This window comes from Streptomyces sp. NPDC039609 (assembly GCF_055596705.1).
In genome coordinates this window covers 53,844-75,410 of the sequence record NZ_JBVIUJ010000011.1, presented here as the reverse complement: position 1 = coordinate 75,410, position 21,567 = coordinate 53,844, and the positions used below count along the sequence as shown (strand labels likewise).

At 70.9% G+C, this 21,567-nt stretch carries 21 protein-coding genes and 1 riboswitch; of the genes, 9 read left to right on the top strand and 12 right to left on the bottom strand.

Annotated elements, in window-relative coordinates:
- Nucleotides 1-29: 29 nt before the first annotated feature.
- Entirely contained in the window at nt 30-971 is a 942-nt protein-coding gene (locus tag ACZ561_RS29505; RefSeq protein WP_383563445.1) for an ROK family glucokinase, read from the top strand.
- Nucleotides 972-1,115: 144 nt separating this feature from the next.
- The gene (locus ACZ561_RS29500) at nt 1,116-1,859 is read left to right on the top strand and encodes an endonuclease/exonuclease/phosphatase family protein (RefSeq protein WP_471000569.1); all 744 of its coding nucleotides are present in this window, start codon (nt 1,116-1,118) and stop codon (nt 1,857-1,859) included.
- Nucleotides 1,860-2,000: 141 nt separating this feature from the next.
- Here ACZ561_RS29500 and ACZ561_RS29495 read toward each other — a convergent pair whose 3' ends face one another.
- Together ACZ561_RS29495 and ACZ561_RS29490 are read right to left on the bottom strand one after the other, a co-directional pair.
- A complete protein-coding gene (locus tag ACZ561_RS29495) occupies nt 2,001-2,624 on the bottom strand; it encodes a hypothetical protein (RefSeq protein ID WP_471000567.1) in 624 nt (207 codons plus the stop codon).
- Nucleotides 2,617-3,399 (bottom strand): alpha/beta hydrolase, encoded by a 783-nt coding sequence (locus ACZ561_RS29490; protein WP_471000564.1) that lies wholly within the window; start codon nt 3,397-3,399, stop codon nt 2,617-2,619. Before ACZ561_RS29490 ends, ACZ561_RS29495 begins: the two co-directional genes overlap by 8 nt.
- A gap of 216 nt (nt 3,400-3,615) precedes the next feature.
- Here ACZ561_RS29490 and ACZ561_RS29485 point away from each other — a divergent pair, with 216 nt between their 5' ends.
- The 4 genes from ACZ561_RS29485 (at nt 3,616) to ACZ561_RS29470 (ending at nt 7,484) form a co-directional block, all read left to right on the top strand.
- Nucleotides 3,616-4,362: a lysophospholipid acyltransferase family protein gene (locus ACZ561_RS29485; RefSeq protein ID WP_376442356.1), complete on the top strand. Its 747-nt coding sequence runs from the start codon at nt 3,616-3,618 to the stop codon at nt 4,360-4,362.
- Nucleotides 4,363-4,397: 35 nt separating this feature from the next.
- Nucleotides 4,398-5,609 (top strand): MacS family sensor histidine kinase, encoded by a 1,212-nt coding sequence (macS, locus tag ACZ561_RS29480; protein ID WP_471000560.1) that lies wholly within the window; start codon nt 4,398-4,400, stop codon nt 5,607-5,609.
- Nucleotides 5,606-6,277 (top strand): response regulator transcription factor, encoded by a 672-nt coding sequence (locus ACZ561_RS29475; RefSeq protein WP_362363627.1) that lies wholly within the window; start codon nt 5,606-5,608, stop codon nt 6,275-6,277. Before macS ends, ACZ561_RS29475 begins: the two co-directional genes overlap by 4 nt.
- Before the next feature lie 178 nt (nt 6,278-6,455).
- Nucleotides 6,456-7,484 carry a 6-phosphofructokinase gene (locus ACZ561_RS29470; RefSeq protein ID WP_376442362.1) on the top strand — a complete coding sequence of 343 codons (1,029 nt, stop codon included), beginning with the start codon at nt 6,456-6,458 and terminating at the stop codon, nt 7,482-7,484.
- A gap of 55 nt (nt 7,485-7,539) precedes the next feature.
- On the opposite strand, the gene ACZ561_RS29465 is transcribed toward ACZ561_RS29470, so the two are convergent.
- The 3 genes from ACZ561_RS29465 to ACZ561_RS29455 form a co-directional block, all read right to left on the bottom strand.
- Nucleotides 7,540-9,435 (bottom strand): anthranilate synthase family protein, encoded by a 1,896-nt coding sequence (locus ACZ561_RS29465; RefSeq protein WP_471000557.1) that lies wholly within the window; start codon nt 9,433-9,435, stop codon nt 7,540-7,542.
- A 99-nt stretch (nt 9,436-9,534) separates the two neighbouring features.
- A complete protein-coding gene (locus tag ACZ561_RS29460; protein ID WP_071892416.1) occupies nt 9,535-9,591 on the bottom strand; it encodes a trp operon leader peptide in 57 nt (18 codons plus the stop codon).
- A 104-nt stretch (nt 9,592-9,695) separates the two neighbouring features.
- Complete coding sequence (locus ACZ561_RS29455) at nt 9,696-12,524, bottom strand: N-acetylmuramoyl-L-alanine amidase (protein WP_471000554.1); 2,829 nt, start codon at nt 12,522-12,524, stop codon at nt 9,696-9,698.
- 157 nt (nt 12,525-12,681) lie between these two features.
- On the opposite strand from ACZ561_RS29455, the gene ACZ561_RS29450 reads away from it, so the two are divergent.
- Nucleotides 12,682-14,034 carry a class II 3-deoxy-7-phosphoheptulonate synthase gene (locus tag ACZ561_RS29450; RefSeq protein ID WP_471000551.1) on the top strand — a complete coding sequence of 451 codons (1,353 nt, stop codon included), beginning with the start codon at nt 12,682-12,684 and terminating at the stop codon, nt 14,032-14,034.
- Between the two features lie 120 nt (nt 14,035-14,154).
- Nucleotides 14,155-14,400 (top strand): (2Fe-2S)-binding protein, encoded by a 246-nt coding sequence (locus tag ACZ561_RS29445; protein ID WP_329121521.1) that lies wholly within the window; start codon nt 14,155-14,157, stop codon nt 14,398-14,400.
- Nucleotides 14,401-14,416: 16 nt separating this feature from the next.
- Here ACZ561_RS29445 and bfr read toward each other — a convergent pair whose 3' ends face one another.
- Complete coding sequence (gene bfr / locus ACZ561_RS29440) at nt 14,417-14,893, bottom strand: bacterioferritin (RefSeq protein WP_376442373.1); 477 nt, start codon at nt 14,891-14,893, stop codon at nt 14,417-14,419.
- A gap of 176 nt (nt 14,894-15,069) precedes the next feature.
- Between bfr and ACZ561_RS29435 the strand changes: the two genes are divergently transcribed.
- The gene (locus ACZ561_RS29435; RefSeq protein WP_471000547.1) at nt 15,070-15,702 is read left to right on the top strand and encodes a sulfite oxidase-like oxidoreductase; all 633 of its coding nucleotides are present in this window, start codon (nt 15,070-15,072) and stop codon (nt 15,700-15,702) included.
- A gap of 29 nt (nt 15,703-15,731) precedes the next feature.
- Here the strand turns inward: ACZ561_RS29435 and ACZ561_RS29430 are convergent, their stop codons facing one another.
- The 6 genes from ACZ561_RS29430 to thiO all read right to left on the bottom strand — a co-directional run bounded on the left by ACZ561_RS29430 (nt 15,732) and on the right by thiO (nt 21,404).
- On the bottom strand, nt 15,732-16,286 hold the full coding sequence (locus tag ACZ561_RS29430) for a DUF4396 domain-containing protein (protein ID WP_471000544.1): 555 nt from the start codon (nt 16,284-16,286) through the stop codon (nt 15,732-15,734).
- A gap of 70 nt (nt 16,287-16,356) precedes the next feature.
- Complete coding sequence (locus ACZ561_RS29425; RefSeq protein ID WP_471000541.1) at nt 16,357-17,220, bottom strand: deoxyribonuclease IV; 864 nt, start codon at nt 17,218-17,220, stop codon at nt 16,357-16,359.
- A gap of 6 nt (nt 17,221-17,226) precedes the next feature.
- Nucleotides 17,227-19,137, bottom strand: a complete 1,911-nt coding sequence (gene pknB / locus ACZ561_RS29420) for a Stk1 family PASTA domain-containing Ser/Thr kinase (RefSeq protein WP_471000538.1) — start codon at nt 19,135-19,137, stop codon at nt 17,227-17,229.
- 91 nt (nt 19,138-19,228) lie between these two features.
- The gene (locus tag ACZ561_RS29415; RefSeq protein WP_376442384.1) at nt 19,229-20,023 is read right to left on the bottom strand and encodes a thiazole synthase; all 795 of its coding nucleotides are present in this window, start codon (nt 20,021-20,023) and stop codon (nt 19,229-19,231) included.
- Between the two features lie 5 nt (nt 20,024-20,028).
- Nucleotides 20,029-20,241: a sulfur carrier protein ThiS gene (gene thiS, locus ACZ561_RS29410; protein WP_471000535.1), complete on the bottom strand. Its 213-nt coding sequence runs from the start codon at nt 20,239-20,241 to the stop codon at nt 20,029-20,031.
- Nucleotides 20,238-21,404 carry a glycine oxidase ThiO gene (thiO, locus tag ACZ561_RS29405; protein WP_471000532.1) on the bottom strand — a complete coding sequence of 389 codons (1,167 nt, stop codon included), beginning with the start codon at nt 21,402-21,404 and terminating at the stop codon, nt 20,238-20,240. Before thiO ends, thiS begins: the two co-directional genes overlap by 4 nt.
- A riboswitch (TPP riboswitch) is annotated at nt 21,402-21,514 on the bottom strand. It overlaps the preceding gene by 3 nt.
- Nucleotides 21,515-21,567: the final 53 nt, after the last annotated feature.

Genomic DNA, 21,567 nt, shown 5'->3' with positions numbered 1-21,567 from the left:
GCGGGGCTCGACCGAAAACTGAGGGACACATGGGACTCACCATCGGCGTCGACATCGGCGGCACGAAGATCGCGGCCGGCGTGGTCGACGAGGAGGGCAACATCCTCGACACGCACAAGGTGCCCACCCCGCCGACCCCCGAAGGCATCGTCGACGCGATCTGCGCCGCCGTGTCCGAGGCCGGCAAGGGTCATCAGATCGAGGCTGTCGGCATCGGTGCCGCGGGCTATGTCGACGACAAGCGCGCCACCGTCCTCTTCGCGCCGAACATCGACTGGCGGCACGAGCCGCTGAAGGACAAGGTCGAACAGCGGGTCGGCCTGCCGGTCGTGGTCGAGAACGACGCGAACGCGGCGGCCTGGGGCGAGTACAAGTTCGGCGCCGGTCAGGGCCACGAGGACGTCATCTGCATCACCCTCGGCACCGGCCTCGGCGGCGGCATCATCATCGGCAACAAGCTCCGCCGTGGACGCTTCGGCGTGGCGGCCGAGTTCGGCCACATCCGGGTCGTCCCCGACGGCCTGCTGTGCGGCTGCGGCAGCCAGGGCTGCTGGGAGCAGTACGCCTCCGGCCGCGCGCTCGTCCGGTACGCGAAGCAGCGCGCCCACGCCACGCCCGAGCACGCGGAGATCCTCCTCGGCCTGGGCGACGGCACCCCCGACGGCATCGAGGGCAAGCACGTCAGCGCGGCGGCCCGACAGGGCGACCCGGTGGCCGTGGACTCCTTCCGCGAGCTGGCCCGCTGGGCCGGCGCGGGCCTCGCGGACCTGGCGTCGCTCTTCGACCCCTCGGCGTTCATCGTGGGCGGAGGCGTCTCGGACGAGGGCGAGCTGGTGCTCGACCCGATCCGGAAGTCCTTCCGCCGCTGGCTGATCGGCGGCGAGTGGCGGCCGCACGCCCAGGTGCTCGCGGCCAAGCTCGGCGGCAAGGCCGGTCTGGTCGGCGCGGCGGACCTGGCCCGCCAGGGCTGACGCCCACGCCACGCTCGTACAGCATTCGTACGACTCGGAACGCCGTCCCGCGCTCGTGCGAGGGGCGGCGTTCCGCACGTCGAGGCCACGTTCGCCCGTCGCGTCCTCTGGGGACCGACGGGCGGTTGTCGTATGTTGCTGGGCATGGCGATCACCGGGCTGCCCAACTCCCGCACCGAGGCGGACGGTTCGGCCGTCGTCCGGGTGCTCAGCTACAACATCCGCTCGATGCGTGACGACGAGGACGCCCTCGCCCGGGTCATCCGGGCCTGCGCGCCCGATCTCGTCTTCGTCCAGGAGGCGCCGCGCTTCTTCCGCTGGCGCAAGCACGCGGCCCGGCTCGCCGCCAAGAGCGAGCTCGTCGTGCTGAGCGGCGGCGCCACGGCCGCCGGGCCGCTGCTGATGTGCTCGCTGAGGGCCACCGTGGAGCGGACCGAGGACGTGCTGCTGCCGCTGACCCCCGGGCTGCACCGGCGCGGCCTCGCCACCGCCGTCGTACGGTTCGCGGGCGCGAGGGTCGGGCTGATCAGCTGTCATCTGAGTCTGCGGAGCGACGAACGGTACGCGCAGGCCGGGATGGTTCTCGACCGGGTCGCCGCCATGGACGTCCCGCACACGATCGTCGCAGGGGACCTCAACGAACGCCCCGGCGGCCGGAGCTTCACCCGTCTCACCAAGGAGCTCCAGGACGGCTGGGCGGCCGGCCCCTGGGGCGGCGAGTACACCTCGACACCCACCGACCCGCACCAGCGCATCGACGCGATCCTGGCGACCGAGGGCGTCGAGTTCCTGGGCTGCGGAGTCCCGACGGAGCTCGACCCGACGGACCTGAGAGCGGCGACGGACCACCTCCCGGTCCTCGCGGCGGTCAGGATTCCGGCGACCTGAGCGGCGGGCCGGAGGCGCGGGCCGGAGGCCGGGGCGACGGCACCCGGCGGACGCGGTCCGCCGGGAGGATCAGCCCACCTTCCGGTCCTCGCGGCCGCCAGGATCCCCCGGCCAGGAACGGACGGAGCGGCGCCCGGTCCGCTACACCACCGCGCCGCGCCCCGGGTCGTCGAAGCCGTCATCGTCGTCGTCGTGCTTCATGCGGGCCACCAGCGTCGCGAAGCCGCCGAGGAAGCCGCCCACGCAGAGCGTCGTCAGCCACCACGTCATGTCCCACTTGAGCAGCACCGCGAGCAGCATCAGGACGGGGCCGCCGACGACGCCGAGCCACGCGAACTTCGTGGTCGCGTCCGCCTCCGGCAGCGGCGGCGGCTCCGGCGGGACGAAGTGGCCCTCGTCGCCGTCCTCGCCCTTCTTGCCGGACGGCTTCTCGCCGGTCTCGGCGTCCGGATCCGCGAGTTCGTAGTCGCGCGGGCCGCCGCCCACGCTCACACCGGGCGCGAAGACGACCGAGCCGCCGAGGACGGGCTTCCGAGGATCCTCGTCCTCGCCGTCCTCTTCCTCCTCCTCGTCGTCCTCGCCGTCGTCGTCACCGTCGTCGGAACCCTCCACGGGCTCCGGCAGTGCCAGGTCCTCCACCGATCTGAAGGGCCTCGCCCCCGGAGGGTCCGCCGGCTCCTCGCCGTACCCGGCGACGATCGCGGCCCAGGCCGCTTCCTCGTCGATCGGCTGCGGCTCGCGCTCGCCGTCCTGCTGCTCAGCCACTGCTCGTGCTCCCCTTCTCCCCCACGGCCTCCGGAGCGAGGCGGCAGAGGAACGCCCAGCTCTCCTCGAAGATCCGCTCCGCATCGTGGTCCAACGTCGCCACGTGGTAGCTCTGTTCCAGCAGGATCTCCTTCACGTCCGTCGAGGAGATCCGGCTCAGGATCCGCGCCGTGTCGGCGGGCGGCACCACATGGTCCTGCGTGCTGTGCAGGACCACCAGCGGCTGCGTGACCTGCGGCAGCTCCGCGTCCACCGTCTGGAACAACCGGCGCAGGGAGTGCGCCGCGTGCAGCGGCACCCGGTCGTACCCGACCTCCGCCGCGCCCTCCTTGGCGATGTCGCTGGCGATGCCGTTCGTCGACCGGACGAAGTGGCGGACCACCGGCAGCGCGTGCGCCGCCAGGCCATGGACCTTGTTGCCCGGGTTCACCAGGACGAGGCCCTGCACCGCGTCCCCGTACTTGGCCGCGAGCCGCAGGGCCAGCGCCCCGCCCATGGACAGGCCGAAGACGAAGACCCGCTCGCAGCTCGCGAGCAGCTCCCGCAGCGCCCGGTCCACCTCCGCGTACCAGTCGTGCCAGGTCGTGAGCTGCATGTCCTCCCAGCGCGTGCCGTGCCCGGGCAGCAGCGGCAGCGACACCGTGAGACCGCGCTCGGCCAGATACTCCGCCCACGGGCGCAGCGACTGCGGGGAACCGGTGAAACCGTGACAGAGAAGGACGCCGACCTCTCCGCCCTCATGGCGGTACGGCTCGGCTCCAGGAAGGACCGGCACCGGGGTCTCCTGTTCGGGTTCGGCTTCGAGGTGCGAGTACGGCGAGTACCGCGACGAAGCAACGACGAAAGAGGGAAGAACCTTCACCGTACGCGACCGGACCGACACCGACCAGGGCCGTTCGCACGAAGGTGCCCCGCACACGGCCACACCCGCGAGGGCAGGCGGGAAAAGGCGGGATAAGGTCTGTCCGACAGCACACGGAAGGTACTCGAGTTGATCTACGGCGCAATGAAGTTCTCCATCGGAGGGTCACTGAAGGTCGCCTTCAGGCCTTGGGTGGAGGGCCTCGAGAACATTCCCGCCGAGGGGCCGGCGATCCTCGCGAGCAACCACCTGTCCTTCTCGGACTCCTTCTTCCTGCCGGCGGTCCTCGACCGCAAGGTCACCTTCATCGCCAAGGCCGAGTACTTCACCTCGCCTGGTGTGAAGGGCAAGCTCACCGCCGCCTTCTTCAAGGGCGTCGGCCAGCTCCCCGTGGACCGCTCCGGCGCCCGCGGTGCGGGCGAGGCGGCGATCAAGGCCGGTATCGACGTCATCGAGAAGGGCGGGCTCTTCGGGATCTATCCCGAGGGCACCCGCTCGCCCGACGGCCGGCTCTACCGCGGCAAGCCCGGCGGTCTCGCGCGCGTGGCGCTGGCCACCGGCGCGCCGGTCATCCCGGTCGCCATGATCGACACCGAGAAGATCCAGCCGCCCGGCAAGGTCGTCCCCAAGCTGATGCGCCCGGGGATCCGGATCGGCAAGCCGCTCGACTTCAGCCGCTACCAGGGCATGGAGGGCGACCGCTTCATCCTCCGCTCGGTGACCGACGAGGTCATGTACGAGATCATGAAGCTGTCCGGCCAGGAGTACGTCGACATCTACGCGACCGCTGCCAAGCGTCAGATCGCGGATGCCGAGAAGGCCGCCAAGGAGGCCGTCAAGGCCGAGATCGCGGCGCGGGAAGAGTCCGGCGCCTGACCCTCTCGTAGAGGGGGCGCCCGGGGGTGGGGGAGATGGCCAAGCGCGAGCGTGTCGTGCGGATGTCGGTTGAGCAGCCGCTGTGGCGCGCGCTCACCGCGTACCGCGTCGGAACGATGATCTACGCCGTTCTGATCTTCGTCTTCGCCCGGGACCGTTACGAGCGGCCCTGGGTGGCCGTCGCCTTCCTCGCCGTCATGTGCGTCTGGACCCTCGCCACCCTGCCCAAGGTGGCGAACGCGGCCAGCTGCACCAAGCGTTTTCTGATCGCCGACCTGGCCGTCGCCCTGACCGGCATCCTGCTCACCCCGCTCGCGGACGAGCAGGCCCAGTCGGTCGACGGTCCTACTCTGCCGACGATATGGACCGCCGGAGCCGTCCTCGCGTACGCGATCAAGGGCGGCTGGCGCTGGGCCGGCTTCGCCTCCTCGCTGGTCGCCGTCGCCAACATCATCGAGCGCGCCCACCCCACCCGGGACACCCTTCACAACGTCCTCCTCGTGTGGGTGGCGTCCATCGCCATCGGCTACGTCGTCGAGGTCGCCCGCGCATCCGAACGCACCCTCGCCCGCGCCCTGGAGATCGAGGCCGCGACCCGGGAGCGGGAGCGGCTCGCCCGGGACATCCACGACAGCGTCCTCCAGATTCTGGCGATGGTGCAGCGGCGCGGCACGGCACTGGGCGGCGAGGCCGCCGAGCTGGGCCGGATGGCGGGGGAGCAGGAGGTCGCGCTGCGGACCCTGGTCGCGGGTGGGCTGACCCGCCCGTCGCTGGTCTCCGAGGACGAGTCCGAAGGCGCCGTGGTCCGCATCGTCGAGGAGCCGGACGACGACTGCCCGGTCGATCTGCGCGCCCTGCTCGCCCCGCGCGCCGGGGCGAAGGTCACGCTCTCCGACCCGGGCGCCCCGGTCCTGCTGCAGCCCGCCGCCGCCCGCGAGCTGGCCGCCGCCGTCGGTGCCGCCCTGGACAATGTCCGGGTGCACGCGGGCGGGAACGCCCGGGCCTGGATCCTGGTCGAGGACTGGCCGGACGAGGTGATCGTGACGGTACGGGACGACGGCCCGGGCATCCCGGAGGGGCGGCTGGCCCAGGCCGAGGGCGAGGGCCGGATGGGCGTCGCCCTGTCCATCCGGGGCAGACTGCGCGATCTGGGCGGCACGGCCGAGCTGATCTCGGTCCCGGGCCAGGGCACGGAAGTCGAACTGAAGGTCCCGCGGGATCCACGGGGGAAGGCAGGAACACGATGAGCGAGCAGCAGATCAGAGTGATGGTCGTGGACGACCACCCGATGTGGCGGGACGCGGTCGCCCGCGACCTCGCCGAGGCGGGCTTCGACGTGGTGGCCACGGCGGGCGACGGCGAACAGGCCGTGCGCCGCGCCGGCGCGGCCGCCCCGGACGTCCTCGTCCTGGACCTCAACCTGCCCGCCAAGCCGGGCGTCCAGGTCTGCAAGGAGCTGGTCGGCGCCAACCCCCGGCTGAGGGTCCTCGTGCTCTCCGCGAGCGGCGAGCACGCCGACGTGCTGGAGGCGGTCAAGTCCGGCGCCACCGGCTATCTGCTGAAGTCCGCCAGCACGGCCGAGCTGATCGACGCCGTGCGCCGCACCGCGGTCGGCGACCCCGTCTTCACCCCTGGTCTCGCGGGCCTGGTGCTCGGCGAGTACCGCCGCCTCGCCTCCGAGCCCGTTCCGGCGGCCGGCGGCGACGAGTCGAAGGCGCCGCAGCTGACCGAGCGCGAGACCGAGGTCCTGCGTCTGGTCGCCAAGGGGCTGAGCTACAAGCAGATCGCCGAGCGCCTGGTCATCTCGCACCGCACGGTGCAGAACCACGTCCAGAACACCCTCGGCAAGCTCCAGTTGCACAACCGCGTGGAGCTCGTCCGGTACGCCATCGAGCGCGGCCTCGACGACGCCTGAGCGCTCCGGGCGCGCCGGGCCGCCAGGTCTCCGGGCGCGCCCGGCCCGGTCTTCCGGGCGTGCAGGGCCCATCGTCCGGGCGGGCACGGACAATTCACTCTTCGCGCTGTGTCGGAGTGACCCACGTCACTACTAGCGTGGGTCGCGCATCCCGTCCGCCACGGTGAAGGAGAGCTCCATGCGCGTCGGCGTACTGACCGGGGGCGGCGACTGCCCCGGTCTCAACGCGGTCATCCGCGCCATCGTCCGCAAGGGCATCCAGGAGTACGGCTACGAGTTCACCGGGTTCCGCGACGGTTGGCGCGGCCCGCTGGACGGCGTCACCGTACGGCTCGACATCCCAGCCGTCCGCGGCATCCTGCCGCGCGGCGGCACCATCCTCGGCTCCTCGCGCACCAATCCGCTCAAGGTGGAGAACGGCATCCGCCGGATCAAGGAGAACCTCGCCAAGTGCGAGGTCGACGCCCTGATCGCGATCGGCGGCGAGGACACCCTCGGGGTCGCCGCCCGGCTGGTCGACGAGTACGGCGTCCCCTGCGTGGGCGTGCCGAAGACCATCGACAACGACCTGTCCGCCACCGACTACACCTTCGGTTTCGACACCGCCGTCGGGATCGCCACCGAGGCCATCGACCGCCTCCACACCACCGCCGAGTCCCATATGCGGGTCCTGGTGGTGGAGGTGATGGGCCGCCACGCCGGCTGGATCGCCCTGCACTCCGGCCTCGCGGGCGGCGCCAACGTCATCCTCATCCCCGAGCAGCGCTTCGACCTCGACCAGGTCTGCGCCTGGGTCACCTCGCGCTTCAAGGCCACGTACGCCCCGATCGTGGTCGTCGCGGAGGGCGCGATGCCCCGGGACGGGGACATGGTCCTCAAGGACGGCACCCTCGACTCGTACGGACACGTCCGGCTCTCGGGCGTGGGCGAGTGGCTCGCCAAGGAGATCGAGCGGCGGACCGGCAACGAGGCCCGCACCACCGTCCTCGGCCATGTGCAGCGCGGTGGCACCCCCAGCGCCTTCGACCGCTGGCTCGCCACCCGCTTCGGTCTGCACGCCATCGAGGCCGTGCGCGACGGGGACTTCGGAAAGATGGTCGCGCTGCGCGGCACCGACATCGTCCGCGTCCCGATCTCCGAGGCCACGGCACGGCTGAAGACGGTCGATCCGGCGCTCTACGCCGAGGTGGGCGTCTTCTTCGGCTGAGCACCCCGAGGGCATGGGCCGTATACGCGCTGTTCGCGCATGTACGGCCCATCGCTCACCCGCGCCCCAGGGCGTGTCCGTCCTGGGCCCGCACCCCGGCGAGCAGTGACGCGGTCAGCGCGGCCCCTTCCCTCGTCAGCACCGACTCCGGGTGGAACTGGACGCCCGCGAAGCCCGGCCCGCGCAGGGCGTGGACCTCGTCCGTCGCCGCGTCGCGGCTCACCTCGATCCGGTGCAGGGCCAGTTCGGTGGCCGTCCGGTCGTCGCAGCGGGCCGTGAAGCTGTTGTAGAAGCCGACCGTCTGCTCCTGCCCGAAGAGGTCGATCCGCATCTGCGCCCCCTGGAAGGGGGTGCGCTTGCGGGCGATCTCCAGGCCCAGTTCGGCCGCGATCAGCTCGTGGCCGAGGCAGACACCGAGCAGTCCGTGCCGGTGGCCCCCTACGAGATCGGCGGTGAGCCCGCGCAGGAAACGCATCTTCGGATCGGCGGCGTCCGACGGATCCCCCGGCCCCGGGCCGAGCACCACCGGGCCGTCGTGGGAGAGCGCGAGCTGCCGCAGTCCCGGCTCGTCGTAGCGGACGACCGACACCTCCAGACCCGAGGAGCGCAGCAGATGCGCGAGCATCGCGGTGAACGTGTCCTCGGCGTCGATCACCAGCGCGTGGCCGCTCAGCTCGGCCGACCGGACCTGCATCCGCAGCCAGAACGGCGCCAGATCGGCCCGCCGGGCGTCCAGCGCAGCCCGCACCCGCGGATCGTCCGCGAGCCGGGCCGCCCGCGGGGACTCCTCGCGCGGCCGACCCTCCCGAACTCCCAGGGCGGCGAGCACACCCGCCGCCTTGGCATGGGTCTCGGCGACCTCGCCCGCCGGGTCGGAGTGGCGCACCAGGGTCGCGCCGACCGGCACCCGCAGCCGCCCGTCCCGGGCGATGTCGGCGGTCCGGATGAGGATCGGGGAGTCCAGCGTCTGGACCCCGTTCTCGTCGGTGCCGAGCAGGGCCAGGGCGCCCGCGTAGTAGCCGCGCCCGCCGGCCTCGTGCCGCTCGATGACCCGGCAGGCGTTCTGTACGGGGGAGCCGGTGACCGTCGCCGCGAACATCGTCTCCCGCAGCACCTCCCGCACGTCGAGGGACGAACGGCCGCGCAGCTCGTACTCGGTGTGCGCGAGATGCGCCATCTCCTTGAGCCGGGGACCGATCACCACTCCGCCCATGTCGCCGACGGTGCACATCATCTTCAGCTCCTCGTCGACCACCATGGAGAGCTCCTCGGTCTCCTTGCGGTCGGCGAGGAAGGTCAGCAGGTCCTCGGGGGTCGGAGCGGCGCCCGACGGGTAGCGGTACGTGCCGCTGATCGGATTCATCACGACCGTGCCCCCGGACATCCGGACGTGCACCTCGGGGCTCGCACCGACCAGCGTGCGGTCCCCGGTGTGGACGACGAAGGTCCAGTACGCGCCCCGCTCGCCCGCGAGCAGCCGACGGAACAGCGCCAGGGCGTCGGCGCGTCCGAAGCCCGGGATCTCGCCGGTGTAGGTGCGGCGGATGACGAAGTTGGCGCCCTCGCCGGAGCCGATCTCCTCGTCGATGACCCGCCGTACGGTCTCGGCGTACGCCTCGTCCGACACGTCGAACCCGCCACCCTCCACCCGTACGTCATGGCCGGGCAGCTGCTCCATCGCGGTGGCGAGCGGCAGCTCGTACGCCTCCTCGGCGACCAGGACGGCGAGCGGGGTGCCGTCGTCGCGGACGTCGAAGCCGCGCTCGCGGATCTGCCGGAACGGCACGAGGGCGAGCGTCGGCAGCGTGCCGACGGGCAGCTCGGCGAGCCGCCCGGCCTCGTGGACCGCGCCGATCAGCACGTCGACGGTGTCGTGATCACGGCCCGGTGTGCGCCTGCGGAGCAGCGCGAAGGGAGGGCAGGAGGGGTCCAGGAGTCGGGAGAGGTCCATGGTGCGTGTTCCTTCCGGGGAATTCGGAGAGGAACGGCTCCTGAAACGGAAGAAGGCCGCCCCTCGGGGCGGCCTTCGCGTGTCTCGGTGTACGCGCAGTCAGTGGGCCGCCGGATGAGCGGTCCACCACCAGTTCTGGATCTGCGGCGCGAACATGCGAGCACTGTAGCCCAGCCGGACAGGGAAACGGGGCCCGGTCCGCACCGTGGACGGTGCGGGCCGGGCCCCTCTTCACAGATCGACAGGATCGATTCCTCGGATCAGAAGATCGAGTTGTAGATCCCCCAGCCCGGACCCATCTTGATGCGCGCGCCGATCGGGGACGTGGCGCTGCCCGTGCCGGGGTACAGCCATGCGACGCCGGTGGTGTCCCGTGCCATCAGGTCCACCCTGCCGTCACCGGTCAGGTCGCTCGGAGCGAGGATGACGTTGTGCATGTTCCAGCCGGTGCCGACCTGGACCCGGCTGGTGTACGGCGCGGCGGCGTTACCCGTGCCCTTGTGCATCCACAGGACGCCGGACGCCTCGCGGCCCAGGATGTCGGGCTTGCCGTCACCCGTCAGATCGCCGGCGCCGAGGATGATGGTGTAGCCCTGCCAGCCCGTGCCGAGCTTCGCGCGGGTGGTGAACGGCGCGGACGGGTTGCCGGTGCCCTGGTACAGGTAGATCGCGCCCGACTTCTCGCGCGCGAGCAGGTCGGCCTTGCCGTCACCGGTCAGGTCACGCATGCCGACGATCCTGTCGTAGCCGCCCCAGCCGGGACCGACCTTGACTCGCGCCTTGAAGGGCGCGGACGGGTTGCCGCTGCCCTGGTGGTACCAGAGCACGTCGCCGCCTTCGCGACCCACGACGTCACCGGTGCCGTCGGCGCGCAGCGCGGTCATCGGGGTGATGACGTCGTAGCCCTGCCAGCCGCTGCCGACGCGGTAGCGGTTCAGGAACTGCCACGACGCGCTGCCGGTGCCCTGGTACTGCCAGATGACGCCGGAGCTGTCACGGGCGACGACGTTGTAGCGGTTGGTCGCGGTGGCCGGTGCGGCACCGGCGACCACGTCCACGTCGGACGCCTTCACCCAGGCGATCCGGTGGTTGAACCGGATCGGGATGAACTGGTTCGTCGTGCCCTTGACCAGGGTGCGCGAGCCGGCGCCCGTTCCGTCGAAGGTGCCGCCGTAGTAGTAGTCACCGGCGACCTGGGCGCCACCTTGGACGTACTTCTGGCCCGACAGCAGGAGGCTGCTGTACTTCGTCAGCGACTCCTGGCCGCGGGACTGGACCGCGACGTTCGTCCCCGTGTACGCCGCGTCTTCGGGGTAGGCACGGCCGTAGACCTTGACGGAGGTCAGGCCGGCCTTCGGCGTCACCGTCTTGGTGCCCGTGCCGACCGGGACGGTCCACTGGCCGCCGGGGTTCTGGAACCAGGCCTTCTTGCCGCCGTACCAGATCGCCGTCCAGTTGTACTGGCTCTCCGCGACCACGTATTCGCCGCCCGCGACCAGCTTGTTCGCCCAGTTGGAACCTTCCGACCAGGTGGACGAGAAGTACGGGTCGGTGAGGGTGGCCGAGCTCGTCGACGGCGAGGTGTAGAGGTAGTTGAAGTTCGACGGCCGTGCGGCGACAGCGGCTCCGCCGTACGTCAGCGTCGGCTGGTTGGCCGTGGTGAACGGCGGGACGTAGCGAACGATCTGGCCCGCCTTGAGCAGCCCGCCCGCGCCGCCGACACCCGTCGGGGCGCCCAGCAGCGACATGTAGTGGTTCCAGTCCCAGTACGGGCCCGGGTCCCAGTGCTGGGTGCGGACCTTCTCGTCGAGCACGCCGGGGATCTCGTCGTGGCCGATGATGTGCTGGCGGTCCAGCGGGATGGAGTACTTCTTCGCCAGGTGCTTCACGAGCGCGGCGGAGGACTCGTACTGCGGCTCGGTGTACCAGGAGCCGCTCTTGATGGCGTAGCCCTCGTGCTCGATGCCGATCGAGTGCATGTTGAGGGTCTTGTTGCCCGCGTGCCAGGCCTCGTTCTTGTTCTCGACCATCTGGGTGACGAGACCGTCCGAGGCGCGGATCAGGTAGTGCGCGCTCGCGTACGACGCCGGGTTCTTGAAGACGGCGAGCGAGCCGTCGTAGCCGCCCTCGGTGTCGTGGATGGCGATGTAGCGGATGTCGTAGCCGCCCTCGGGGCGGTTGGCGACGTTGTAGTTGCCGTAGTCCGTCGGGTCGGTCGTGCTGTTCTGCCGGAAACCGGCAGGGATGAAGTTGCAGTTCAGACCCACAGGGCAGTCGGCCGTCGCCGTCGTCGCCGCGAAGGTCGCGGCGAGCGGGACGTTCGACGGCTTCACGGGCTCGACCGAGGGATCGGCGGCCAGGACGACCTGCTCGCCGTCCGTGGTGAGCTCCCGCTCGCCCGTCTTGATCGACTCGAAGACCCGCTTCGCGAAGAGGTCGGCGCCCTTCTTGTCCGGCGCCTGGCTGTAGCGCGCCACGGCCGGGTACCAGGCACCGGCCTCGTCCGGCAGATCACCGGTCGCCTGCTTCTGGTACTCGGCGAGCAGCGCCGCGCCGGCGCGGATGCTCGCGGCGGTGTCGTTCTTCAGGGAGTCGGCGGAGCCGTCGACCAGCTCGGCGGCCTTGTCCAGGGTGTGCAGCCGCGGATCGTCGGTGTCGACGGTCTCCTTCGGCGTGGTGCGCAGCGCCTTCTGTGCGTCGAAGTGCTTCTCGACGTTGGGGTCGCCGCTCCGGTTCATGTGCTCGAGGCGTTCCTCGTCGGCCTCGGGTTCCACGTCCTCCGGGTCGACATCCGTCAGACCCATGACGTTGTACGCACCGGTCGTGCTCGGCTCGCCGTCGTGGGACTCCCACCGCGTCTGCCGGTACGCCACGGCCATCAGCACGCTCTGCGGCACGTCGAACTCGTCCGCCGCCTGCGCGAACTGCGACTGCAGCGACACGTGCGCGCCCGGCTTGTCGTCCGAGGAGCCCAGGATGCCGGGCGATGCCACGGCGATCGTGCCGATCGTCGCGGTGGCGACGACCGCCGCCGCCGCACCGTAAAGCAGCCGTCTTTTCTTGCGGTCCCTGCGGTGCCCTTGAGTCACACCCACCCCTGTGATTAATTCAAGTCTCAGATGTTTAAACGCGCGTGAGGGTAACACCACTCGAAGGCGTGAACCTTGTTCACAGACATTTCGGACGCGCGTCTCAGCCACTGGTCGCGTCCCTGGACAGGTCGCCCGACCCCGTAATGTGGTGGTTGTGACCGTGAACGCTAAGACCACCGCAACCGGTGGCAACACCTGGCGAGACCTTCCCGCGGCGCAGCAGCCTGAGTACCCCGATGCCGAGGCTCTGCGCGATGTGATCGCGGACCTCGAGTCGTATCCGCCGCTCGTCTTCGCGGGCGAGTGCGATCAGCTGCGCGCCCGTATGGGAGCCGTCGCCCGTGGCGAGGCGTTCCTCCTCCAGGGCGGCGACTGTGCCGAGGCCTTCGACGCCGTTTCCGCCGACCACATCCGTGCCAAGCTCAAGACCCTGCTCCAGATGAGCGCCGTCCTCACGTACGCGGCCTCCGTGCCCGTCGTCAAGGTCGGCCGCATCGCCGGGCAGTACTCCAAGCCCCGTTCGAAGGGGACCGAGACCCGCGACGGCGTGACCCTGCCGACGTACCGCGGCGACTCGGTCAACGGCTTCGACTTCAACGAGAAGGCCCGCATCCCGGACCCCGAGCGTCTGAAGCGGATGTACAACGCCTCCGCCTCCACGCTCAACCTGGTGCGCGCCTTCACCACCGGCGGCTACGCCGACCTGCGCCAGGTGCACGCCTGGAACCAGGACTTCGTGAAGTCGTCCCCCTCGGGCCAGCGCTACGAGCAGCTGGCGCGCGAGATCGACAACGCGCTGAACTTCATGAAGGCGTGTGGCACCGACCCTGCCGAGTTCAAGGCCGTCGAGTTCTACGCCTCCCACGAGGCGCTGCTGCTCGACTACGAGGGTGCGCTGACCCGTACGGACTCGCGCACCGGCAAGCTGTACGACACCTCCGGCCACATGGTCTGGATCGGTGAGCGCACCCGCCAGCTCGACCACGCCCACATCGAGTTCGCCTCGCAGATCGCGAACCCGATCGGCATCAAGCTGGGCCCGACGACCTCGGTCGACGACGCGCTGACGTACATCGACCGCCTGGACCCGGACCGTGAGCCCGGCCGGCTGACCTTCATCGTCCGCATGGGCGCCGACAAGGTCCGGGACAAGCTCCCGGAGCTGGTCGAGAAGGTCACCGCCTCCGGTGCGACCGTCGCCTGGGTCACCGACCCGATGCACGGCAACACCTTCGAAGCGGCCTCCGGCCACAAGACCCGCCGCTTCGACGACGTGCTCGACGAGGTCAAGGGCTTCTTCGAGGTCCACAAGGGCCTCGGCACGCACCCGGGCGGCATCCATGTCGAGCTCACCGGTGACGATGTCACCGAGTGCGTGGGCGGCGGCGACGAGATCTTCGTCGACGACCTGCACCAGCGCTACGAGACGGCCTGCGACCCGCGGCTGAACCGCAGCCAGTCGCTCGACCTGGCGTTCCTGGTCGCGGAGATGTACCGCGATCAGTAAGTGGCTTCCTACGACTGTGGGGCGCGGATCCATGTGATCCGCGCCCCACAGTCATTTCCGGGCTTTACACCTGGTAGGCGCCGGGTAAGGTTAGGTTAGCCTTATCGATCCCGGCAGGAGGTGAACCGCGTGTACGTCTGCTCATGCTTCGGCGTTACGGAGAAGCAGGTCAAGGAGCACGCGGACGCGGGCGCCTGCACCCCTCGCCAGATCGCCTCGGCCTGCAAGGCCGGGACCGACTGCGGTTCCTGTGTGCGACGCATTCAGGCCATCCTCGGGCGCGGCAACTGCCCCCGACGCGAGCTCCTGGACCAGGGAATGCCGGCCCTGACGTCGGCCCCCGAGGACCTCTCCGAAGCCGCGTAGGGCCGCCCGGAGCCGATCAGCTCGGCTGCTCGATGAGCGTCGAGATGTACAGCGCCTCGCCGAGGCTCTCGATCAGCTCCAGCTGTGTGTCGAGGTAGTCGATGTGGTGTTCCTCGTCGGCCAGGATCTCCTCGAAGAGGTTCGCCGAGGTGATGTCCCCCTTGGCGCGCATGACCTCGATGCCGCGCTTGAGGCGGTCGATCGCCTCCACCTCCACCTGGCGGTCCGCCTCGAACATCTCCTTGATCGTCTGACCGACCCGCACATGGAAGAGCCGCTGGTAGTTGGGCAGACCGTCCAGCATCAGGATGCGTTCGGTGAGCTTGTCCGCGTGCTTCATCTCATCGATGGACTCTTCGCGGGTGTACTTGGCGAGCTTGGTCCAACCCTTGTTGTCCTGGATGCGGTAGTGCAGCCAGTACTGGTTGATGGCCGTCAGCTCGCCGGTCAGCTGCTCGTTGAGGAACTCGAGGACCTCGGGGTCGCCCTGCATCGCAGAGGCTCCTTCCACGCATGTCTATGTCGTGACTGGGCAGGATGGCCGCATCCTTGCACCACGGATGGGGGGCGTCCAGTAAGTGCAGGCTTAGTGGGGCTTGCCCTGAATCAAGCTGGTGTGCGAGGTTGGCTGGTCATGACCACCCCTCGCGGTCTGTCACCATGGATGACATGGGTCAGCCGGAGAGCGGAGTACACCGGGAAGCAGGGCAGTCGGATCTTCCGCCGGGGCAGCGGCTGCAGCGAGGCTGGCCGGTCACCCATTACGGCCCCGTCCCCAAGTTCAAGCCCGACCGCTGGGAGTTCCGGGTCTTCGGGGCCACGGCGGACGGCGACAAGCGGTGCTGGAACCACGAGGAGTTCTCGGCGCTCCCGTTCTCGACGGTCGTGGCCGATCTGCACTGCGTCACGAAGTTCAGCATGATCGGGGCCGAATGGGGTGGAGTGCCGGCCCGGACGATCCTGGAGCTCGCCCCGCCGGCCGCCAGTGTCACGCATGTGATGGTCTGGGCCGAGTACGGCTTCAGCGCCAACATGCGGCTCGCCGACTTCGCCTCGGAGCGCTCGATCTTCGCCACCCACAAGGACGGTGAGCTGCTCACCGCCGAGCACGGCTTCCCGCTGCGTCTCGTGGTGCCCCACCTGTACGCCTGGAAGGGGCCCAAGTGGGTCCGGGGCGTGGAGTACATGACCGCCGATCGCCGCGGCTTCTGGGAGGAGCGCGGCTATCACAACATCGGCGACCCGTGGACGGAGCAGCGGTACTCGTACCAGGAGGAGCCCGGGGACGGCCCGGAGCTGTAGCGCTCCAGGGCCGTCCCTCGTGCGCGGTCTCAGTGGTGGTACCGGTGGACCACCGCGTGGCCCTTTCCGCGGCCGATCATCCATTTGTTGACGGGTGTGGTGATCAGGAAGGCGACGAGGAAGGCGAAGGCCAGGGCGCCCCAGAACAGCGCGTCCGAGAGGTGTGCGTCCATCGCGCCGGGGACCAGGAGCAGCACCCCGTTGTCGACGATCTCCATCACGGCGATGGAGAGCGTGTCGGCGGCGAGTGCGACGCCGATGGCGGCCTTCAGGCTCAGGCCGGCGCGGACGACCGCCCACAGGGTCAGCGAGTAGCCGAAGAAGAAGGCCAGCACGATGGCGAGGGCCATCGTCGGGGCGTTGCCCCAGCCGAGCGCGGTTCCGATGATCATGCCCAGGATCTCGCCGATGGCGCATCCGGTGAGGCAGTGGAGGGTGGCCTTCGCCGCCATGGACCAGCTGACCTTGCCGGGGGTGTGTCCCTGGTGGCCGCCGTGGCCCTGGTGGGCGGCTTGGCTCTCGTGCCCGTGGTGGGTGGCGTGGTCGTGCGTGGAGTGGTGATGCGTGTGCGCCTCGTGCTCCATGAGGTCCCCCAATGGCCGGTAGCGGTTCCTGCTGCCTTGACAGGAACCGTATACCCCCCAGGGGTATTCCTCAACGGGAAACTCGGCCCCTGAGCTTCTTCAGCCGCTCCACGTCCGCCACGTGCCCTTCCTTCCCGCCCGGGGTCTCGATGATCAGCGGGACGCCCTCGGTCGCATGGTGCCGCATGAGCTCCCGGAACGGCTCCTCGCCGATGTGGCCGGCCCCGATGTTCGCGTGCCGGTCCTTGTGCGCGCCGACGACATCCTTGGAGTCGTTTGCGTGGATCAGCTTCAGCCGCCCCTCGCCGACCACCTCCACCAGCCGGTCGAGCGTCTGCGTCATCCCGTACGGACCGGTCAGATCGTGGCCCGCGGCGAAGATGTGGCAGGTGTCCAGGCAGATGCCGAGCTTCGGATGGCGGTCCAGCGCATCGAAGTACGGGCCGAAGTCCTCGGCGCGTGAGCAGAGCGAGAACCCCTGCCCGGCCGTCGACTCGAGCAGGAGGAACGGGTCGTCCGGGTGGGTCAGCTCGTCGAGCAGCGGCCGCATCCGCTCCCGTACCTGCGCCAGCGCCTCCGCACGCGGCCGGCCGCCGGTCGCCGAACCGGTGTGCACCACGACGCCCTTCGCCCCGATCTCACGGCCCCGGCGCAGCGAGTGCCGCAGCGACTCGACCGACCGCTCGACGGTGGCCTCGGTGTGGGAGCCGAAGTTGATCAGATACGGGGCGTGGACCCAGGCCGACAGGGACTCGGCCTCGCACCCGGCGCGGAACAGCTCGTCCTGCGCCGGGTTGCCGACGGGGGTGGCCCAGCCGCGCGGGTTGGCGACGAAGACCTGGACGGTCTCCGCACCCAGTTCGCGGGCGTAGCCCAGACCGACCGTGGCGAGGCCGCCGGCCACGGGTACATGGCCGCCGACGGGGTTGCGCATGAGTTCTTACAGTCCCTTGATCGTGATCGTGACGGTGGAGCCCTCGGGGGCGGTGGAGCCGCCCTCGACCGACTGGCCCGAGACCTTGTCGCCGAGGAAGGGGAAGGTCTTCTCGACCTTCACCTCGAAGCCCGCGCCTTCCAGTCTCTCGCGCGCGGTGTCGGTGGACTCGCCCACGACGTCGGGGACCTCGATCATGCGAGGGCCCTTGGAGACGGTGAGGACGATCCGGTCGCCCTGCGCGGCGCGGCTGCCCTCCGCGAGGGACTGGGCCGCGACGGTGCCGGCCGCCTCGGGGGAGTGGACGCGCTCGCCGGCCACCTCCACCTTGAGTCCGGCGTCCCGGAGCGTGCTCGTGGCCTCGTCCACCGTCTCGCCGGCCACGTCGGGGACGTCGATCGGGACACCCTTGCTCACGACCAGGGCCACGGCCGAGTCCGGGCTGCGCTCGGTGCCGGGCTCGGGGTCGGAGCTGATCACGGCGCCCTGCGCGATGTCCTGGCTGAACGCCCGGGTGATCACACCCGGCGCCAGCCCCTCCTTCGCCAGGAGCCGCTTGGCCTCCGCCAGCGGCTTCCCCTTGAGGTTCGGGACCTTCACGATCTCCGGGCCGCGGGAGATGGTGAGCGTGACCGTGCCGTTGCCGCGGATCCGCGCGCCGGAGGCGGGGTCGGTGGCCATGACCGTGCCGCGCTCGTACACCTCGCTGAAGGCGCGCTTCGTCGCACCCACGTCGAGCCCGGCGTCCCTGAGCCGCTGGCTGGCCTGCGCCTCGCTCTGGCCGAGGACGGCCGGGACGCGGGTGAACTGGCCGGAATTGATGTACCAGACGCCCGCGCCGAGTCCGAGGGCCAGCAGGACGGCGGCCACGACGAGCAGAGGCCCGCGGGGGCGGCGCGGAGCGCGCCGGGACTCCGGACGGGGCTCGGGCGGCGGCATCGTCAGCCGGCTGGTGTGCTGCACCGGCTGCTCGGTCTCCGCGGGCAGGGTCCGGGGGATGACGCTGGTCCGGTCCTCGGCCCCCGTGGTGTCCTCCCGGTGCGCCTGCGGCGGGACCGCGTCCAGCTGCTCGTCCCCGAGCGTCGAACGGGCCTCCCGGGTCAGGGCCAGGAGCGCGACGGCGTCGTACGGACGGACGTCGGGGTTGCGCGCGGTCGCGGTCGCCACCAGCTCGTCCAGTTCGAGGGCGAGACCGGGGACGGCGGCGGACGGGGCCGGGACGTCGGTGTTCAGATGCTGGTAGAGGACCTGCGCGGGAGTGTCCCCGGAGTGCGGCTTGCCGCCCGTCAGCATCTCGTACAGGACGACACCGCAGGCGTACACGTCGGCGCGGGTGTCCGCCGTGCCGTGCTCGATCTGCTCGGGGGCGAGGTACGACACGGTGCCGAGGACGGAGCCGGTGGTGTTGGTGGCCGAGCCGACGGCCCGTACGAGACCGAAGTCGGCGACCTTCACCCGGCCGTCGTCCCCTATCAGGACGTTCTCCGGCTTCATGTCCCGGTGCACGAATCCGGCCCGGTGCGCGGCGCCCAGCGCGGCGAGGACCGGCTCCAGGATGTCGAGCGCCGCCCGGGGCTGGAGCGCCCCGCGCTCGCGCAGCACGTCGCGCAGGGTGCACCCGGCGACGTACTCCATGGCGAGATAGACGTACGCGCCGTCCGCTCCCTGGTCGAAGACCCCGACGACGTTCGGGTGCGAGAGCCGCGCCACGGACTTCGCCTCGCGGATGAACCGCTCCACGAAGGTGGCGTCGGTGGCGAGGTCCGGGTGCATCACCTTGAGCGCGAGCACCCGGTCGAGTCGGGTGTCGACCGCCCGGTAGACCGTGGCCATCCCGCCGACGGCGATGCGCGCGTCGACGCGGTAGCGGTCGTCGAGCAGCTGCCCGACGAGGGGGTCATGAAGGGTCGTGTCCACGGCCTCGAGTTTACGAGCCGGTGAGGACCGCCCGTCCCCACCGGCCGCTACCGCAGCACACCTGTGACGCGCGGGGCCCGCTCCACCGGCCTCAGAACGCCGGCCGCTCCGGGTCCAGGACCGCGCGGCCCTCCGTCGGGGACGAGGCCTCCGCGAAGTGGCGCCGCGGGATCCGGCCCGCCCGCCACGCCAGGCGGCCCGCCTCCACGGCGTGCCGCATCCCCTCCGCCATCAGCACCGGCTCCTGCGCCCGGGTCACCGCCGACGCGAGCATGACGGCCGCGCACCCCAGCTCCATCGCCAGGGCGGCGTCCGAGGCCGTCCCCGCCCCCGCGTCCAGGATCACCGGGACCCCGGCCCGCTCCACGATCAGCTGGAAATTGTGCGGGTTGCGGATCCCGAGCCCGGAGCCGATCGGCGAGCCCAGCGGCATGATCGCCGCGCACCCCACGTCCTCCAGCTTCCTCGCCAGGACCGGGTCGTCGTTGGTGTACGGCAGGACCGTGAAGCCGTCGTCCACCAGCGTCTCCGCCGCGTCGAGCAGCTCGATCGGATCGGGCAGCAGGGTCCGTTCGTCGGCGACGACCTCCAGCTTGATCCAGTCGGTGCCCAGCGCCTCCCGCGCCAGCCGCGCCGTCAGGACGGCCTCGCCCGCCGTGAAGCAGCCCGCCGTGTTGGGCAGGACGCGGATGGAGAGCCGGTTCAGGACGGACAGGACGGAGCCCTGCACGGTCGGGTCGAGGCGCCGCATGGCGACGGTGGTGAGCTCGGTGCCGCTGGCGATCAGGGAGCGTTCGAGGACGTCCAGGCTCGGGGCGCCGCCCGTGCCCATGATCAGACGCGAGGAGAACTCCGTACCGCCGAGGAGGAAGGTGTCGTCGGACATCGCGCTCAGCCCCCCTGCACCGCGGTGAGAACCTCGACCCGGTCGCCCTCGCCGAGGACGGTCGCGGACCACTGGCTGCGCGGCACGACCGTCTCGTTGACGGCCGCGGCCACCCCTGACGGCGCCGGCGTCAGTGTCGCGACCAGGGCGTCGAGGGTCGTGGGCGCGGCGAGGGCACGTGCCTCGCCGTTGACGGAGACGTTCGTCGAGACGTTCATACGGGCTGCTCCTGAGGTACGGGGGAGAAGCGGCGGGGGCTGAAGGGGCGGGCCTCGTCCGGAAGCACGCCGGTGGTGAGGAGGTCGGCCATCACATCGCCGGTGACGGGGGTGAGCAGGACCCCGTTGCGGTAGTGCCCCGTGGCCAGCCGCAGGCCGGGCAGGGCGGTCGGGCCGAGCAGCGGTGCGTTGTCCGGCGAACCGGGCCGCAGCCCCGCGCGGGTCTCGGTGAGCGGCAGCTCGGTGATGCCCGGCACGAGCTCGTGGGCGTCACGCAGCAGCTCGTACACGCCGCCCGCCGTGACGGTGGTGTCCCAGCCCAGTTCCTCGCTGGTCGCACCGACCACCAGCTCGCCGTTCTCGCGCGGCACGAGATAGACGTGGCTGCCGCGCACGACGGCCCGGACGGTCCGCGACAGGAACGGCGCGTAGGCCCGTGGCACGCTCAGCCGCAGCACCTGCCCCTTGACGGGGCGTACAGGCGGCAGCACCTCGTCCGGTACGCCGGCGAGCCGGCCGCTGAGGCTGCCCGCGGCCAGGACGACCTGGTCGGCTTCGAGCGTCCCGCCCCCGGCGAGCAGCACGCCCGCCGCCCGGTCCCGTACGACGGCCAGCCGCTCCGCGAGGGCCCGGTGGAAGACCACTCCGACCCGCTCGCAGGCGGTGACCAGCGCGGCGGCGAGCCGGCGCGGATCGACCTGGTGGTCGCCGTCGACCCGCAGTCCGCCGCGCACGCCCGGGGCCAGCATCGGCTCCAGACGGCGGCAGTCGCGCCCGCTGAGCCACTCCGACTCCAGGCCGCAGCGGGTCTGCAGGGCGTGCAGTTCGCGCAGATGCGCCCGGTCGTCGGCGTCGAGCGCGACGGCGAGCGTTCCGCAGGCGCGGTACCCGACGTCGTGCCCGGTGGCGTCCCGGAGCTCGGTGACGAAGTCGGGATAGCGGCGCGCGGAGGCGAGGTTGAGGGCGAGCAGGGTCTCCTCGCCGTAGTGGAGCTCGGTGACCGCGGCCAGCATTCCGGCCGCCACGCGGGCGGCCCCGCCGCCCGGTTCCGGGTCGACGACCGCGGTGCGCAGCCCGCGCTGCGCGGCCCGCCAGGCCGTGACCAGACCGATGATTCCGCCCCCGATGACGAGAACGTCCGGGGTACTGCATGTACGCGACATGGGCGTCCAGCCCCTCCCTTCGCCGGCATGACCCGGATCAGGTTCGTACGGTCGGAGGCCGGCCAGCCTCCCTCTCAGCCCGGTGCGTCCGGGCTCCCGCGAGTGCTCTACGTTGACGGTCAGACTATCCCCCGCCCCCGACGCCCAGTAAGGGAGCCTCCAC

Coding starts and splice junctions, on each gene's coding strand:
- ACZ561_RS29425 (WP_471000541.1), bottom strand. CDS start 17,220: ATGCGCAACCCCGTCGGCGGCCATGTACCCGTGGCCGGCGGCCTCGCC.
- ACZ561_RS29500 (WP_471000569.1), top strand. CDS start 1,116: ATGGCGATCACCGGGCTGCCCAACTCCCGCACCGAGGCGGACGGTTCG.
- ACZ561_RS29470 (WP_376442362.1), top strand. CDS start 6,456: ATGCGCGTCGGCGTACTGACCGGGGGCGGCGACTGCCCCGGTCTCAAC.
- thiO (WP_471000532.1), bottom strand. CDS start 21,404: ATGTCGCGTACATGCAGTACCCCGGACGTTCTCGTCATCGGGGGCGGA.
- ACZ561_RS29465 (WP_471000557.1), bottom strand. CDS start 9,435: ATGGACCTCTCCCGACTCCTGGACCCCTCCTGCCCTCCCTTCGCGCTG.
- ACZ561_RS29415 (WP_376442384.1), bottom strand. CDS start 20,023: ATGTCCGACGACACCTTCCTCCTCGGCGGTACGGAGTTCTCCTCGCGT.
- thiS (WP_471000535.1), bottom strand. CDS start 20,241: ATGAACGTCTCGACGAACGTCTCCGTCAACGGCGAGGCACGTGCCCTC.
- ACZ561_RS29475 (WP_362363627.1), top strand. CDS start 5,606: ATGAGCGAGCAGCAGATCAGAGTGATGGTCGTGGACGACCACCCGATG.
- bfr (WP_376442373.1), bottom strand. CDS start 14,893: ATGCAGGGCGACCCCGAGGTCCTCGAGTTCCTCAACGAGCAGCTGACC.
- ACZ561_RS29430 (WP_471000544.1), bottom strand. CDS start 16,286: ATGGAGCACGAGGCGCACACGCATCACCACTCCACGCACGACCACGCC.
- ACZ561_RS29505 (WP_383563445.1), top strand. CDS start 30: ATGGGACTCACCATCGGCGTCGACATCGGCGGCACGAAGATCGCGGCC.
- ACZ561_RS29435 (WP_471000547.1), top strand. CDS start 15,070: ATGGGTCAGCCGGAGAGCGGAGTACACCGGGAAGCAGGGCAGTCGGAT.
- macS (WP_471000560.1), top strand. CDS start 4,398: ATGGCCAAGCGCGAGCGTGTCGTGCGGATGTCGGTTGAGCAGCCGCTG.